Source organism: Ochrobactrum sp. WV_118_8 (assembly GCF_039631535.1).
In the GTDB taxonomy this organism is placed as follows: Bacteria; Pseudomonadota; Alphaproteobacteria; order Rhizobiales; family Rhizobiaceae; genus Brucella; species Brucella anthropi.
On sequence record NZ_JBDIUZ010000001.1, the window covers coordinates 2,357,509 to 2,372,460 of the forward strand.

Consider the following 14,952-nt stretch of genomic DNA (forward strand, 5'->3'; position numbering starts at 1 on the left):
ATGCACCCCATCACAGAAATCACATCCTGCAATAATGGAAATCGCGCAAGGCACCAAGGATTTATCGCAGCGACTGCGAAAACGTGCCCCTGCCGTGCATCAAGCGCGGCAGGGTTGCAACAGGTAGAGCCCGTCTTCCAAAAGTGGAAGCTGGTCAAAAGACCGGATCAGGCCGCTGGCTTGGTCTTTTCGCCTTCCAGCAGCTTTTCGTGACGCAGCAGCATGCCATAGAGATCGCGAGGCTCATCTGGATCGGCAAGAAGATCCAGCTTTTCGTAGAAGCTCGTGTCCTTCAGCTTGTCACGCACATAGCGCAGGGCCGAAAAATCCTCGGTCGCAAAGCCGACGGAATCGAACAGCGTAATCTGGCGGGCATCGTTGCGTCCGGCGATCTTGCCGGTGATGACTTCCCAAAGCTCCTTGACCGGATAATCTTCCGGCAGCTGCTGGATTTCGCCTTCGATGCGGGTCTGCGGTGGGTACTCGACGAAGATGTCCGAACGGCGCAGAATATCGCCGTGCAGTTCCGTCTTGCCCGGGCAATCGCCGCCAACCGCATTGATGTGCACGCCAGCGCCAACCATGTTGTCAGTCAGGATCGTCGCATTGGCCTTGTCGGCGGTGACGGTGGTGATGATGTCCGCACCCTCGACAGCCTCTTCGACCGTCTTGCAGGCAACGATGTCGAAACCGGCGCCCTGCAGGTTGCGCATGCACTTGGCAGTCGCTTCCGGATCAAGATCGTAGAGACGCAGCTTGTCGACGCCGAGCAGTGCCTTGAAAGCCAGAGCCTGGAATTCACTTTGCGCGCCATTGCCGATGATGGCCATCGTGCTGGAATTCTTCGGGGCCAGATGCTTGGCGGCTACTGCCGAAGTCGCGGCAGTGCGCAGCGCAGTCAGGATGGTCATTTCGGTCAGCAGCATCGGATAGCCGCTGCCCACATCGGCAAGAACGCCGAATGCCGTAACGGTCTGGAGACCTTCACGCGTGTTCTTCGGATGGCCGTTCACATATTTGAAGCCATAGAGCGTTCCGTCGCTCGTCGGCATCAGCTCAATCACGCCTTCCTTCGAGTGCGACGCCACACGCGGCGTCTTGTCGAAGTTTTCCCAGCGGCGGAAATCTTCTTCGACATAGTCGGCGAGTTCCTTGAGGAAGGTTTCCACGCCGACGGACAGCACCAGCTTCATCATATGATCGACGCTGACGAAGGGGACGATATTGAGGTTCGGTTGGGTCATTATTGCTCCTTGAGCGCATCCCGAAAAGTGCGAAGCGGTTTTCGGAACAAGATGCGCGTAATACAATTAGCTTGAGCATTCTGCCGCCGGATGGAACCACCCGGCGCTTCACGAATGCGGCCTCCTGAATTCAGTAATTGATGGTTGGACGGTCCATGACGCTGCGGCCCAAAAGGCTCGCCATCAGGTCGACCATCACCGTTGCGGTACGTCCGCGTTCATCGAGAAACGGGTTCAGCTCGACGAGATCGAGGCTCGTCACCAGATCGCTGTCATGCAGCATTTCCATGATGAGATGCGCTTCACGGAAGGTCGCTCCGCCCGGAACCGTGGTGCCGACAGCCGGCGCAATCGAAGGTTCAAGGAAGTCGACATCGAGGCTGACGTGCAGAAGGCCGTTTTCGTCCTTCACGCGCTTAAGGAAGCGACGCAGCAAGGCAGCAACACCATGTTCGTCGATAAGGCGCATGTCATAGACGGCAACATCGGTCTGCTTGATTGCAGCGCGTTCTGCCGGATCAACACTGCGAATACCCATCATGCAAACATTGGCGGGATCAATCGGTGCCGCCAGGGCCGGGAAGTAGCCCTCAAAGCCCTTCTGGCCCGTGTAATAGGCAACAGGCGTGCCGTGCAGATTGCCGCTGCCAGTCGTTTCCAGCGTGTGGAAATCCGTATGCGCATCAAGCCACAGCACAAATTGCTTGCGACCCTTTTCTGCGGCGCGGCGCGCAATGCCGGGAACAGTGCCTGCTGCAAGCAGATGATCGCCACCGAGGAAGATCGGAAAACCGTCTGCACTCTCACGATAAGCAGCTTCGCTGATTGCTTCGATCCAGGCGACAGCCTGCGGCAAAGCCTTGATCGCAGGATTGGGATGGGTCAAAGGGCGCAGTTCGGTCGGAGCCAGATTACCGAGATCGGTAAACTCATGGCCGAGTTCACGAATCGCATCCGCAATACCAGCAGCGCGATAACCGTCAGGGCCCATATTGCAGCCCAGACGACCAGTGCCTTCCTGAACAGGCAATCCCAAAATCTTGCAATGCATAAACTGCTACTCCAGAGAAATTATTGCCCTAGATTGACCATTTACGCTTGGCGATGTGAAGCAACCGGATTGGCAATTTTAACGGTTTGGTTTATCAGAATGTCGGATTGGCTTTTCAAAATGGAGAAAACATGGACGATCTGGATGAAAAGCTCATCACGCTTTTACGTCACAACGGACGGCGCAGTATTTCGGATGTGGCAATCGATCTTGGCGTTTCCCGCGCAACGGTCCGCGCCCGTATGGAACGATTGGAACAGTCCGGCGACATCATCGGCTACACGGTGATCCTGCGGTCCGATGCGGTTGATCTACCGGTACGCGGTATCATGATGATCGAAATCGAGGGCAATGTCGCCGACCGTGTGGTCAAGGCGCTCGGCGGTTTCTCGGAAGTTTCCGCCGTTCACACCACCAATGGCCGCTTCGATCTGGTAGTGGAACTGGGTGCTGCGACGCTCACCGATTTTGATGCCGTGCTGCGCCGCATCAGGCTGGTGCCGGGCATCAAGGCCAGCGAAACCAACCTGCTGCTTGCCACACCGCGCTCGACGCGGGCGCGTCTGTAACAAAAAGCCCGGCAATTCGCCGGGCTTTTTTCGCTGTTAGGCAAGAATCGGATAATCTGTATATCCCTTGGCGCCGCCGCCATACATATGCTGCTGGTCCAGCTCATTGAGCGGAGCATTATCCTTCAAGCGACGCACAAGATCAGGGTTCGAGATGAACGGCTTGCCAAAGGCCACGACGTCAGCGCGACCGCTTTCTATCTCTTCTTCCGCCAGTTCACGATCATAGCCATTATTGACCATCCAAGCAGCTTCGCCGCCAGCATCGCGATAAACCTGCTTAAGATGTGCATAATCGAATGGCTGCGGGCCCTGTTGGAAGTCCCGCGGACCGCCCGTTGCACCTTCAATGATATGAACATATGCAAGACCGTAAGCCGCGAGCTTGTCGAGCACATAGTCGAACAGCGGCTGTGGATCGGAATCCGACGCGTCATTGGCGGGCGTCACTGGCGAAAGACGAATGCCGACCTTGCCCGGCGCAACCGACTTGGTGATCGCATCCACCACTTCAAACAGGAAGCGGGCGCGGTTTTCGATGGAGCCGCCATATTCATCGGTACGATGGTTGCTGTCCGAACGCAGGAACTGATCGATCAGATAGCCGTTTGCCGCATGAATTTCGACGCCGTCGAAACCAGCCACTTCAACGGCATCCTTGGCAGCCTTGGCATAGGTCGCAATGATTTCCGGAAGCTCGCTCTTTTCAAGTGCACGCGGTTCAGAGGTTGGCGCAAATTCGCCGGTGCCATCGGGATGCACAAGATAGGTCTTTGATTTGGCGATGATGGCCGACGGCGCAACCGGCTTGCCGCCATTTGGCTGCAACGTGTTGTGTGAAATACGCCCCACATGCCACATCTGCACGACGATCTTGCCGCCTGCGCTGTGCACTGCGTCGGTCACACGTTTCCAGCCTGCCAACTGTTCGGCGGAATAAAGGCCCGGCACATCGGCATAGCCCTGTCCCTGATGGCTGATCGGCGTTGCCTCCGTGATGATGAGGCCCGCACTGGCGCGCTGTTCGTAATAGGTGACGTTGAGATCATTCGGCACGGCGCGCGGTGAGCGATTACGCGTCAGCGGTGCCATAACAATACGATTGGCAAGCTTCAGATCGCCGATTGTAACTGGATCGAACAATGTGGCCATGGATACATTCCTTCAAATGGGAAAGATTGGGCAAATGGGAAAGATTGGACTGGTGAATTAAAGATCGGATACAGCTTTGATGAAGGCGGCTATCGCCTCTTCATCACGCTTGTAGAACGTCCATTGGCCAACGCGGTGGGGCATGATCAGCCCCGCCTTTGTCAGCACGGACAAATGAGCAGAAACGGACGACTGGGAGAGGCCGCACCGTTCGAACTGGCCCGCGCACACGCCCATCTCCAGAGGCATGTGCTGATCGGAGAAATGGTTCTCCGGTTCCTTGAGCCAGCTCAAAATGTCGAGCCGCACTGGATTGGCGAGCGCCTTGAGTATCTCGTCCAAGGGTATAGATTGAACATCCGACATCGCAGTCACCTCGCTGATCTTTTGATACGTATCGTCATTTCCCGATATAAGTATTGAGTGAATCCGATTTATAAAGGGGTGTGCCGTTCACATGCGCGTGAACGGGAAAAGCGACGCCTTTCCTGTGGAACATCAATACTGCCTTGATTGCGCCGAACCGGCATCCGACTATGTTCGCCGTGACAGTCGAGAATTGGAAAATACATGGCGGACATTACCAAGCGCATTGCCGGGATCATCGCGGCGGAAATCAACGCAAAGCCGGATCAGGCACTGGCGGCCATCGGCCTGCTGGACGAAGGCTCAACCGTGCCTTTCGTCGCCCGTTACCGCAAGGAAGTCACCGGCGGCCTTGATGATACACAGCTGCGACAGCTTTCAGAGCGCCTCGCTTACTTGCGCGAACTTGAGGCGCGGCGCTCGTCCATTCTGGAATCGATCCGCGGACAGGAAAAGCTCACACCAGAACTCGAACTAAAAATAGCTGGCGCTCAGACCAAGGCCGAGCTTGAAGACCTCTATCTGCCCTATAAGCCCAAGCGTCGCACCAAAGCGGAAATCGCCCGCGAACGCGGTCTTGGACCGCTTGCCGAAGCCATTCTGACCGACCGCAGGCTGGTCCCCACCGAGATTGCTGCGCAATATGTCACCGGTGAAGTTGCCGATGTGAAGGCAGCACTGGATGGTGCGCGCGACATCGTCGCAGAAGGCTTTGCGGAAAATGCCGAACTGATCGGCAATCTGCGCAACTATCTCAAGGAACGCGCTGTTCTGCGCTCACGTGTGGTCGATGGCAAACAGGATGCAGGCGCAAAATTCTCGGATTATTTCGACCATTTCGAGCGCTGGGCAAATGTTGCAGGCCACCGGGCTCTGGCCATGCTGCGCGGACGCAACGAGGATTTCCTGTCGCTCGACATTGAAATCGACGCCGACGACACCTCGCCGGTAAAGCCGGTCGAACGCAAAATTGCAGCCGCCTATAATATCGGCGCAACCCTGCCCGGCGACCGCTGGCTGATGGAAGTTGCAGGCTGGGCTTGGCGCGTCAAACTCTCGCTCTCCCTGTCGCTCGACCTGATGCGCGACCTGCGTGAACGCGCCGAGGAAGAAGCCATCAACGTCTTCGCCCGCAACCTCAAAGACCTGCTGTTGGCCGCGCCTGCCGGTTCGCGGGCCACCATGGGCCTTGATCCGGGCATCCGCACCGGCGTTAAGGTCGCAATCGTCGATGGCACTGGCAAACTGCTCGACACAACGACGGTCTATCCGTTTCCGCCAAAGAACGATGTGCGTGGTACCCAGGCCGAGCTCGCAAGCCTGATCCGCAAACACAAGATCGAACTGATTGCCATCGGCAACGGCACAGGCAGCCGCGAAACCGAACGGCTTGTCGTTGATATGCTCACCGACATGCCAGCGCCAAAGCCGCTCAAAGTCATCGTGTCGGAAGCAGGTGCATCGGTCTATTCGGCGTCAGAAGCCGCAGCGAACGAATTTCCGCAGCTCGACGTATCGCTGCGCGGTGCCGTTTCCATCGCCCGCCGCTTGCAGGACCCTTTGGCGGAGCTCGTCAAGATCGAGCCGAAATCCATCGGCGTTGGCCAGTATCAGCATGATGTCGATCAGTCCCGTCTGGCGCGTTCGCTCGATGCGGTAGTCGAAGATGCAGTGAACGCTGTCGGCGTTGATCTCAACACGGCATCCGCCTCACTGCTGGCACGTGTGTCCGGTCTCGGAAAGTCTCTCGCCGAAGCAATTGTTGCGCATCGTGATGCAGCCGGTGCCTTCAAGAACCGCAAGGAACTTCTGAAAGTCGCCCGCCTCGGCAATCGCGCTTTTGAACAATGCGCGGGCTTCCTGCGTATCGCCAACGGCACCGAGCCGCTTGATGCATCCTCCGTTCACCCGGAAGCCTATGGCGTTGCCAAAAAGATCGTTTCCGCCTGCGGCCGCGATGTGCGCAGCCTCATGGGTGATAGCGCAGCACTCAAGGCGCTCGATCCGCGCGTCTTTGTCGATGAGCGTTTTGGTCTGCCAACCGTGCGTGACATCATCGCCGAGCTCGACAAGCCGGGCCGCGATCCGCGCCCTGAATTCAAGACCGCGACCTTTGCCGATGGCATCGATGACATCAAGGACCTGAAACCCGGCATGATGCTTGAAGGCACCGTCACAAACGTTGCTGCCTTTGGTGCCTTTGTCGATATCGGTGTGCATCAGGACGGACTTGTCCATGTTTCGCAGCTCGCCGACCGCTTCGTCAAAGACCCGCATGAAGTGGTCAAGGCTGGCGATGTGGTGAAGGTACGCGTGACGGAAGTGGATGTGCCACGCAAGCGCATCGGCCTGACGATGAGAAAGGACGGCGGTGAAGCCCCTGCCCCACGTGGTCCTGCAAACCGCGACCAGCGGCCTGCCAAAAACTTCACTCCACAGCGCAAGCAGGAACAGCCATCAACCGGTGGTTTCGGTGCCGCACTTTTGGAAGCGATGAAGAAAAAATAAGCTAAATCTTATTGCCGATTGGGAAGCCGGTTGAGACTTTTCTCACCGGCATTTCATCAGTGGGAATGATCCAGCCACCGCGAATGGCGATGCGAACCTCGTCGCCTTCTTCCAGTCGCACCGGATCGCGCAGTTCAAAATGCAGGTGAATATCCGGCTTTGTCAGAGGCGATGCCTCGATGCGGGAACCACCACCGCGATAGACTGAACGTTTGACCCGCACGGGGATGCCGCCGGTTTCGGTCAATGTCAAATCTTCTGCACGAACGCAGAGCTGTGCATTGGCACGCGGCATTTCAATGCCAGAACAACGCACCTGCGTCCGGCTTCCCAGCACCAGCGCCTCGCACTGTCCCGCCTGCGCAAAGGACACGACCTCCGCAGGCAGAACCATGCCATGCGCGATAAAGGACGCGACCATTTCGCTGGCCGGTTCCTCGTAAAGCTTGCGCGGCGTATCGAACTGCTGAAGCTTGCCATGATCAAGCACCGCAATCCGGTCGGCAAGCGCCATGGCCTCGGCCTGATCATGCGTGATGTAGATGATCGTCGTGCCGGTGCGCTTGTGGAAAGCCGCAAACTCGTCTTCCATCGACGCACGCAAATGCACGTCGAGATTGGCAAGCGGTTCATCAAACAATACCAGCGAAGGGGCTGCCACCAGACAGCGGGCCAATGCCACACGCTGCCGCTGACCGCCCGAAAGATTGGCCGGACGGCGATCACCGAAACCGTCGAGATCGACCAGCGCGAGCGCTTGCTTCACACGAGCCTCGCGCTCGGCTTTGGCAACTTTGGCCACCCGCAGACTATAGCCGACATTCTCTTCGACCGTCATATGCGGCCAGAGCGCATAGTTCTGGAAGACGATACCGACCTGTCGCTTCTCCGGCGGCACGTTCCCGTCAACATGGGAAACGCGGCTGTCACCAATGTGGATTTCGCCGCCATCGACGTCTTCAAAACCTGCAATCATCCGCAGAAGCGTGGTCTTGCCGCAGCCGGACGGTCCGAGAATAGCAACAAACTCGCCGTCCTTCACATCGAGCGACACTTCAGACAGGGCCTGAAACTCGTTGAAGGCCTTGGAAACAGAAGCGATTTTCAGTCGCGCCATGGCAGCACTCCGTTTGGAAGACGCCGCGCAAACAGATTTGTTGCAAGCATCAGCATGAATGTCACCGCAACGGCCAGAATGGATATGGCAGCCGCATAGGCGGAATCGCCCGCCTGTTCGAAAGAAAACATCACCACGCCCAGCGTTTCCGATCCCGACGCCCAAAGAAGCGCTGAAACCGTCAGCTCACAGAAGGCGGTCATGAAAATGAGCACGCCGCCTGCAAGCGTCGCCGGGGCGACCAGAGGGAATATAATGGTCCGCAGCCGATAGAAAAGCCCCGCCCCCGCAACGCGCGCTGCTTCTTCCAAAGCACGGTCGATCTGGTGCAGCCCGGCAACCGTTGGCCGCAGCGCCAGCACGAAGAAGCGCGCAAGATAGGCAAAGAGGATGATCCAAAGCGTGTTGTAGAGGCTGACACCAACCACTGGCAGCGGCTTTAAGAACATCAGCAGACAGGCAATCGCGAGAACTACGCCCGGTAACGCATAGGGCATCTCGGCTGCGAAATTGAGGATCGGCGTCCAGCGCCGTTTACGCCATGCCAGCATATAGGCAAGCGGAACTGCTATCAGCACCGCAAAGAATGCTGCCGCCAACGACAGAACCGCACTGTTGCGGAAAGCGCGCGCAGCACCAGCATGTTCAAGCAGCACGAAACGGAAATTCTCGGCTGTTGCCGTCGCAAATGTCAGCGGCACACCATAGGCCGGAACCAGAGCGGACAACGTAAGACCGATCAACGGCAGAAACAGCACGATAACAATCAGGAGCCATGCCGCGGCTTCCACCAACACGCGCCAGCGGCCAAGCGCGAAGGGTGCAGCTGGAAGCGACGTCGAAACAATGCGGAAATCACGACGACGCGAGGCATAATCCTGTGCTGCGATCCCTGCCATGGCGATCAGACCAATTAGCACAGAAAGCACCGCGACGCTGGAGAGCACCGCTGGCCCACCGCCTGCAAGACGCTGATAAATCAGCGTTGGCAAAACGAGATAATTCGACGGAATCCCCAGAAACGCCGGGATGCCGAAATTGCCGACACACGACACGAAAGCCAAGGCAGCAGCGCCGATAATCGATGGCGTCATCAGCGGCAGGATGATGGTGCGCAAAACGGTCCATTTGCTGGCACCGGCACTCAGACCCGCTTCCACCAGTTCGCGTGGGAGTTTGCGCAGGCCTGCCCGCACGATCAGAAAGACCAGCGGTCCATATTGCACGCCAAGCAGAAAAATAATGCCCCAGACAGAATAGAGCGGATTGCGGCTGCCAAGCGGCGGCGCCATGCCGATGATCTTGAGGAACTGGCTGGAAGGCCCGAAAAGCTGGAGCCACGCCAGCGCTGTTACCTGCGGGGCGATCAGCAGCGGGGTGACGTAGAAAAGCACAAAGACATTGCGCCCGCGCATGTTGGTGAGACCGACGAGCAGCGCCGCAACAATGCCAAACGCCAGCGCCAGCAGCGTGCCGCCAATGCCGATCTGCAGCGAATGCCATGTCGCTACCCAGGTCGACTGGCTGCCAAGCGTTTCCACCAGCGCCGAGGTCGAAAACTGCCCCTGCGGCGCGACCAGTTCGACCAGCAGCCTGCTCATTGGCAGAAGCGACAGAACCGCCACGATCAGGGTTACGCCAGCAATCAGGGCCGCATCGCGGCCCTGAAGATCTTTCATGATGCGCATCGAAATGCCTTATCCACCAAACAGCTCGGAGAACTGCTTCTTGTCGGCATCAGTCTGGTTGAGAACCTTCTGGGTGTCGATAGACATGATATTGAACTTGGTGCCTTCCGGCAGCCATGCCGGGCGACCAACGCCTTCCTTGGCAGGCAGATAGCCCTGCTCAAGTGCCAGCTTCTGGCCATCATCCGACAGGATGAAATCGACGAACTTCTTGGCACCGTCGACGTTCTTGGCGGTCGCCATGATCGCAACCGGTTCGGTCACGGCAGGCACACCTTCCGATGGGAAGACGAACTCGATCGGCGAACCCTTGGCCTTGGCATTGAGCGCCATGAAGTCAACCAGAATGCCATATGGCTTTTCACCGCTCGCAACCGACTTCAGCACGGCGCCATTGCCCTTGACGCTTGCCAGCTCATTGGCCTTGAGGTTCTTGAAGTAATCCCAGCCAATATCCTTGTTGAGTGCAAAGCCGCTCAGGAGATAGGCAGCAGCGCCCGAATAAAGCGGGTTTGGCATGACCACCTGGCCTTTGTAATCGGCCTTGGCGAGATCGGCCCAATGTTCCGGCTTCTGTGCGGCACCCGTGTTGTAGGCGATGCCAGTGGTGATCAGTTTGGAGCCGAAATAGGTCTTGTCGGCGTCATAACTATCCGCAGCAAAACCATCAACCTTGGCTTCCGGATAGCTAAGCAGGCGCTTGTCCTTCTTGAGACCTTCCATCGTCACCGCATCAGCGATCAGCAGAACGTCAGGCTGCGGCGCGCCAGCCGAAAACTCGGCGGCAAGCTTGGTGAGGAGTTCGCTCGTGCCAGAGCGGAAAATCTGCACATCGGTGTCCGGATTGGCCTTGCGGAAAGCTTCAACCGTCTTTGTCGCATCCGCTTCCGGCTGTGACGTATAGAGCGTCAGCGTATCAGCCTGTGCCACGGCAATGGAAAGAGCAAGAAGCGCAGGTACGACAGCAGCCCGCTTCAGCATCTTGTTCATGGGATTCGCTCCTCGAATTTCTGTATAATGTTCGCCAGCATGACCAGCGATGCCGGTACAATCCTGACGCGTGCGAAGTGATAGCGCGCAGATACTGCCATGGCGATAGGCACGATCATTTCCATTCATGGTGCACCTGTCAAACATCCTGCAACGTGAATCCGGAAAAGCAAAAGCCTCCCGGCGGAATCATAACCATCGGAAGGCTTGTAAGACATTGAATGTTTTGCCGAACAGCCATCCGTATCTCCAAGTATGGAGAAGATGCGGATGGCATTAGAGGAATTGCAATGCGGTTTTATGACAACCGCAAACGCATTCCCGGTAAAAAGATCAACAGATCAGATAACAATCTCGGCGACATGTGCAACCTGCGCACCCGCCTCGTAATAGGCTTCACGCAGACCGCGGAAATTCTGTTCCTTCGGATCGCTGACCGGCAGCGGCAGATCGTCTTCGTTAATCTCGCCTGAAACAAGCTGCGAAAGCAGTTTTCCGAAGACTGTGCCCGGCGCGATGCCACGGCCGTTGTAACCGGAGAATCCAACCACATTGCGCGCGAGGCGATGGAATTTCGGCAGGCTGTCATTGGTCATGCCGATCTTGCCATACCATTCGGCTTCGAACTCGACCTCGCCAATCTGCGGAAAAAGACGCTTCAACGATTTCTTCGCCCATGCCTTATGCACGGCAGCGCCGGTATTGCGCAGTGCGCCAACGCTTCCGAAGACAAGGCGGCCCTGTTGGTCGAAACGGAAGGATGAAAGGACTTCCTTCGTATCCCACACACCCTGACGTTCCGGCAGAATGCTCTTTTTCAGATTATCCGACAGTGGCCTTGTAGCCATGTTGAAATATGGCAGATGAACCAGCTCGGCGCGCACTTCCGGCCATGGCGCATTGGTGTAGGCATTCGTCGCCACAACCACCCAGTTGGCCGTCACGGAACCCTTGGCAGTCTTGACCACCCATTTGCCGTTCTTTTCTTCGGCACCGATCACCGGGCTTCCGGTAAATACTGTCGCGCCAGCGGTAATGGCGGCATGGGCAAGCCCGCGCACATAAGCGAGCGGCTGGATCGTACCGGCGCGCAGATCGAGCAGCGATCCAGCATAGGCCTTGGTTCCAACCTTGACTTCGGTTTCTTTGGCGTCGAGCAGCTTCACATTGGCGCCGCGGCGCGCCCACTGCTCATGGCGGTCTTCAAGTTCCTTCAGGCCCTTCTTGCCAACAGCGCAATGAAGCGTGCCCTGCTTCTCGACTTCACAGGCGATCTTGTGCTTCTCAACGATTTCGAAGACGAGCTTCGGCGCATTGCCGAGGACATCGAGCAACCGGTCACCATATTTCTGGCCAAGCACGCCGGGCAGATCATCCGGCATGACCCACATGCCCGCATTGACCAGACCCACATTGCGGCCCGAACCGCCATAGCCGATCTCGATACCTTCGAGAACGATGGCTCGCGTGCCTTTTTCGGCCAGATGCAGAGCGGTCGAAAGACCGGTGAAACCGCCACCCACAATCACGACATCCGCAGTCAGATCACCTTGCAGCGCATTCGTCTCGGGGGCGGCAGGGGCGGTCTTTTCCCAAAGACCATGGGAGCGCGGATCGTTCAGCATTGAGAGCAACCATTTTAAATAGTGGAATACGGGCACCCTGCCCGACTGTTTCTATTTCACGCCGCGAAAGCCGGTTGGACAGCGTTATTTGCGCAACAATTCATTCCGGTTTGGAATGAACCAACGGCGAATGATCCGTATTCCCTACCTGCCCGGCGATCCACTGACAAAACACCTGCGTCAGCGGATTTTCCAGCTTTCCTTCCGGCACGACGAGATAATATTCATTCTCGGTTCGCATCGGCTTCTCGAAAAGCATGACCAGCTCACCGCTGAGCAATTCCTGTTCAATCAGATAAAGCGGCAGGAGCGCGAAACCCAGACCGGCCAACGCCGCGCCAATGACCATCGAGAACTGATCGAAGCGATGCCCCCGATAGGCCGACCGCCCCTCGACACCGCAGCTTTCAAACCATTGCGCCCACATTTTGGGCCGCGTCGCAAGATGCAGCAAGGGCTCATTCTCAAGCTCTTCCGGGGCCGACGGATGACGCGCTTTCAACAGGGCCGGGCTGGCAACCGGCACGATGACCTCGCTGCACAGGAAAGTGCAGGTGGCATGTGCCCAGACCGGCTGTCCATAATGGATAGCCAGATCGAACGGCTGTTCCTCGAAGTCGAAGACACCGGAGCGCGACGCGACATTGATGGCAATGCCGGGATGCTTTTCGATGAAATCGGAAATGCGCGGCATCAGCCAGCGCGTGCCGAATGTCGGCAATGTAGCCACACTGAAAGAAGACGTTGATTGCGCCGAAGCCATGGCGCGCAACATCGTGTCCTCCGTCTGGTTCAGAAGACGCCGCACTTCCGGCAAAAATTTCCTGCCTGCGTCGGAAAGCAGAATGCGCTGGCGGATGCGTTCGAACAACAGAACACCGAGCTGGCTTTCAAGATCCTTGATCTGACGGCTGACAGCGCTCTGGGTGAGATTGAGCTCATGCGCAGCCTGCGTGAAACTGCCGTGACGGGCGGCACACTCGAATGCCTGCAGCGTGGCGATGTCCGGGATCAGTCTTCTGCTCAGCTTCATTCCATTCTCGCATTAACATAGTTGCTTTCGTCGCAAGCATAACCGCAAAACGGTCTATATGATACATTTTCATCATAATCCATGCATGTTCCTCCCAAACAAGACATGCACCACCCGAAGATGCCCCACTCGACGGAAATTTTCGCCATGAAAGACCAGAAATTCGTTTCACCGGACGCCATTCGCTCGGCTTTTTCGGCAGCAATGTCCGCCATGTACAAGCAGGAAGTACCTGCTTATGGCACATTGATGGGACTCGTTGCCGATGTGAACGCCAAGGTGCTTGCTGATGACAGTCACCTGCATGAACGTCTGACGGAAACAGATTCGCTTGAACGCATCTCTGAAGAACGTCACGGCGCGATCCGCCTCGGCACAGCTGCTGAACTTTCCATGATGCGCCGTGTTTTCGCGGTCATGGGCATGTTCCCGGTCGGCTATTACGACCTCAGCGCCGCAGGCGTTCCAGTTCATTCGACCGCCTTCCGCCCGGTTGACGATGCGGCACTGAAGCACAATCCGTTCCGTGTCTTCACCTCGCTTCTGCGCCTCGACCTCATCGCCGATGAAAAGCTGCGCGCTGAATCGGAAGAAGTCCTGTTGAAGCGCAACATCTTCACTGCCGGAGCCATCGCTTTTGTCGAAAAGGCTGAAGCCGAAGGCGGCCTCAACGACGACGACGCGAAAGCCTTTGTTGCTGAAGTACTGGAAACCTTCCGCTGGCACGATCATGCCAATGTCAGCGCCAAGCTTTACCATCGCCTGCATGACGCGCATCGCTTGATCGCCGATGTCGTGTCGTTCAAGGGCCCACATATCAACCATCTGACGCCGCGCACGCTCGACATCGACGCCGTGCAGGTTCAGATGCCGGATCGCGGTATTAACCCGAAAGCCGTCGTTGAAGGTCCTCCGACCCGCAAGTGCCCGATCCTTCTGCGCCAGACCTCGTTCAAGGCGCTGGAAGAAGAAGTATCCTTCGTCAATGCAGACGGCACCTGGACGCCGGGCTCGCACACTGCCCGTTTCGGTGAAATCGAACAGCGGGGCGTAGCGCTCACGCCGAAGGGCCGCGCGCTTTACGACAAGCTGCTCAACGACACCCGCGCCGTTGCCCGCCCTGCCCCAGACGGCTCGAATGCAGCTGAATATGTGAAGGCGCTGAGCGACACTTTTGCCGCTTTCCCGGACACATGGGCTGGCGTGCGTGAAGAAGGCCTCGGCTACTTCGCTTATTCGGTCAAGGACGCTGCAAAGCTTGAAGCTTACAAGCCGGGCACCGATATTGAGGTTCTGATTGAAGCTGGCGCGGTTCAGTTCGACCCGATCATCTATGAAGACTTCCTGCCGGTGAGTGCTGCCGGTATATTCCAGTCCAATCTGGGCGACGACGAAACACAGGAATTTGTTGAAAGCCCGAACCAGAAGCGTTTCGAGGATGATCTGGGTGCGAAAGTGCTTAATGAGTTCGAGCACTATGCCCGCATCGAACGCGAATCCATCGAAGCCGTTCAGGCAGGTCTAAAGGGCCTCGAAGCGGCAGAATAAACGCATAGCCCCGAAAAGTTGCAGACTTTTTGGACAGGACTATGCGCAAACAACTCATACA

General features: G+C 57.2%; 12 protein-coding genes. 3 read left to right on the plus strand and 9 right to left on the minus strand.

The genetic code is table 11. The features are described 5' to 3' along the window. Positions 1–167: 167 nt before the first annotated feature. Both ocd and rocF read right to left on the minus strand, forming a co-directional pair. On the minus strand, positions 168–1,244 hold the full coding sequence (gene ocd / locus ABDF71_RS11440) for an ornithine cyclodeaminase (RefSeq protein ID WP_500061560.1): 1,077 nt from the start codon (positions 1,242–1,244) through the stop codon (positions 168–170). Positions 1,245–1,374: 130 nt separating this feature from the next. Continuing rightward, complete coding sequence (gene rocF / locus ABDF71_RS11445) at positions 1,375–2,295, minus strand: arginase (RefSeq protein WP_151615379.1); 921 nt, start codon at positions 2,293–2,295, stop codon at positions 1,375–1,377. Positions 2,296–2,426: 131 nt separating this feature from the next. Here rocF and ABDF71_RS11450 point away from each other — a divergent pair, with 131 nt between their 5' ends. Beyond that, the gene (locus tag ABDF71_RS11450) at positions 2,427–2,864 is read left to right on the plus strand and encodes an Lrp/AsnC family transcriptional regulator (RefSeq protein ID WP_010659538.1); all 438 of its coding nucleotides are present in this window, start codon (positions 2,427–2,429) and stop codon (positions 2,862–2,864) included. Positions 2,865–2,900: 36 nt separating this feature from the next. Here ABDF71_RS11450 and ABDF71_RS11455 read toward each other — a convergent pair whose 3' ends face one another. Both ABDF71_RS11455 and ABDF71_RS11460 read right to left on the minus strand, forming a co-directional pair. Further along, positions 2,901–4,016 (minus strand): alkene reductase, encoded by a 1,116-nt coding sequence (locus ABDF71_RS11455; RefSeq protein ID WP_151664339.1) that lies wholly within the window; start codon positions 4,014–4,016, stop codon positions 2,901–2,903. Between the two features lie 57 nt (positions 4,017–4,073). Beyond that, complete coding sequence (locus tag ABDF71_RS11460) at positions 4,074–4,382, minus strand: ArsR/SmtB family transcription factor (RefSeq protein WP_012091525.1); 309 nt, start codon at positions 4,380–4,382, stop codon at positions 4,074–4,076. Positions 4,383–4,586: 204 nt separating this feature from the next. Here ABDF71_RS11460 and ABDF71_RS11465 point away from each other — a divergent pair, with 204 nt between their 5' ends. Then, entirely contained in the window at positions 4,587–6,890 is a 2,304-nt protein-coding gene (locus tag ABDF71_RS11465) for a Tex family protein (RefSeq protein ID WP_151664340.1), read from the plus strand. A gap of 1 nt (position 6,891) precedes the next feature. On the opposite strand, the gene ABDF71_RS11470 is transcribed toward ABDF71_RS11465, so the two are convergent. The 5 genes from ABDF71_RS11470 to ABDF71_RS11490 form a co-directional block, all read right to left on the minus strand. Further along, positions 6,892–8,007 (minus strand): ABC transporter ATP-binding protein, encoded by a 1,116-nt coding sequence (locus tag ABDF71_RS11470; RefSeq protein WP_500061561.1) that lies wholly within the window; start codon positions 8,005–8,007, stop codon positions 6,892–6,894. Then, positions 7,995–9,695 carry an ABC transporter permease gene (locus ABDF71_RS11475; RefSeq protein ID WP_151664342.1) on the minus strand — a complete coding sequence of 567 codons (1,701 nt, stop codon included), beginning with the start codon at positions 9,693–9,695 and terminating at the stop codon, positions 7,995–7,997. The genes ABDF71_RS11470 and ABDF71_RS11475 overlap by 13 nt, the downstream gene beginning before the upstream one ends. 9 nt (positions 9,696–9,704) lie before the next feature. Next, positions 9,705–10,685 carry an ABC transporter substrate-binding protein gene (locus ABDF71_RS11480; RefSeq protein WP_500061562.1) on the minus strand — a complete coding sequence of 327 codons (981 nt, stop codon included), beginning with the start codon at positions 10,683–10,685 and terminating at the stop codon, positions 9,705–9,707. 341 nt (positions 10,686–11,026) lie between these two features. Then, positions 11,027–12,310: an NAD(P)/FAD-dependent oxidoreductase gene (locus tag ABDF71_RS11485; RefSeq protein WP_151664344.1), complete on the minus strand. Its 1,284-nt coding sequence runs from the start codon at positions 12,308–12,310 to the stop codon at positions 11,027–11,029. Between the two features lie 100 nt (positions 12,311–12,410). Beyond that, positions 12,411–13,343 (minus strand): LysR family transcriptional regulator, encoded by a 933-nt coding sequence (locus ABDF71_RS11490; protein ID WP_151664345.1) that lies wholly within the window; start codon positions 13,341–13,343, stop codon positions 12,411–12,413. Between the two features lie 147 nt (positions 13,344–13,490). On the opposite strand from ABDF71_RS11490, the gene hglS reads away from it, so the two are divergent. Then, positions 13,491–14,891 (plus strand): 2-oxoadipate dioxygenase/decarboxylase HglS, encoded by a 1,401-nt coding sequence (gene hglS, locus ABDF71_RS11495; RefSeq protein WP_500061563.1) that lies wholly within the window; start codon positions 13,491–13,493, stop codon positions 14,889–14,891. Positions 14,892–14,952 lie beyond the last annotated feature (61 nt).

Excerpts from the sequence above, each read along its gene's own strand:
- ABDF71_RS11465 (WP_151664340.1), top strand. The coding sequence starts at position 4,587 with ATGGCGGACATTACCAAGCGCATTGCCGGGATCATCGCGGCGGAAATC.
- ABDF71_RS11475 (WP_151664342.1), bottom strand. The coding sequence starts at position 9,695 with ATGCGCATCATGAAAGATCTTCAGGGCCGCGATGCGGCCCTGATTGCT.
- ABDF71_RS11490 (WP_151664345.1), bottom strand. The coding sequence starts at position 13,343 with ATGAAGCTGAGCAGAAGACTGATCCCGGACATCGCCACGCTGCAGGCA.
- rocF (WP_151615379.1), bottom strand. The coding sequence starts at position 2,295 with ATGCATTGCAAGATTTTGGGATTGCCTGTTCAGGAAGGCACTGGTCGT.
- ABDF71_RS11460 (WP_012091525.1), bottom strand. The coding sequence starts at position 4,382 with ATGTCGGATGTTCAATCTATACCCTTGGACGAGATACTCAAGGCGCTC.
- ABDF71_RS11455 (WP_151664339.1), bottom strand. The coding sequence starts at position 4,016 with ATGGCCACATTGTTCGATCCAGTTACAATCGGCGATCTGAAGCTTGCC.
- ocd (WP_500061560.1), bottom strand. The coding sequence starts at position 1,244 with ATGACCCAACCGAACCTCAATATCGTCCCCTTCGTCAGCGTCGATCAT.
- ABDF71_RS11485 (WP_151664344.1), bottom strand. The coding sequence starts at position 12,310 with ATGCTGAACGATCCGCGCTCCCATGGTCTTTGGGAAAAGACCGCCCCT.
- ABDF71_RS11470 (WP_500061561.1), bottom strand. The coding sequence starts at position 8,007 with ATGGCGCGACTGAAAATCGCTTCTGTTTCCAAGGCCTTCAACGAGTTT.
- ABDF71_RS11450 (WP_010659538.1), top strand. The coding sequence starts at position 2,427 with ATGGACGATCTGGATGAAAAGCTCATCACGCTTTTACGTCACAACGGA.
- ABDF71_RS11480 (WP_500061562.1), bottom strand. The coding sequence starts at position 10,685 with ATGAACAAGATGCTGAAGCGGGCTGCTGTCGTACCTGCGCTTCTTGCT.
- hglS (WP_500061563.1), top strand. The coding sequence starts at position 13,491 with ATGAAAGACCAGAAATTCGTTTCACCGGACGCCATTCGCTCGGCTTTT.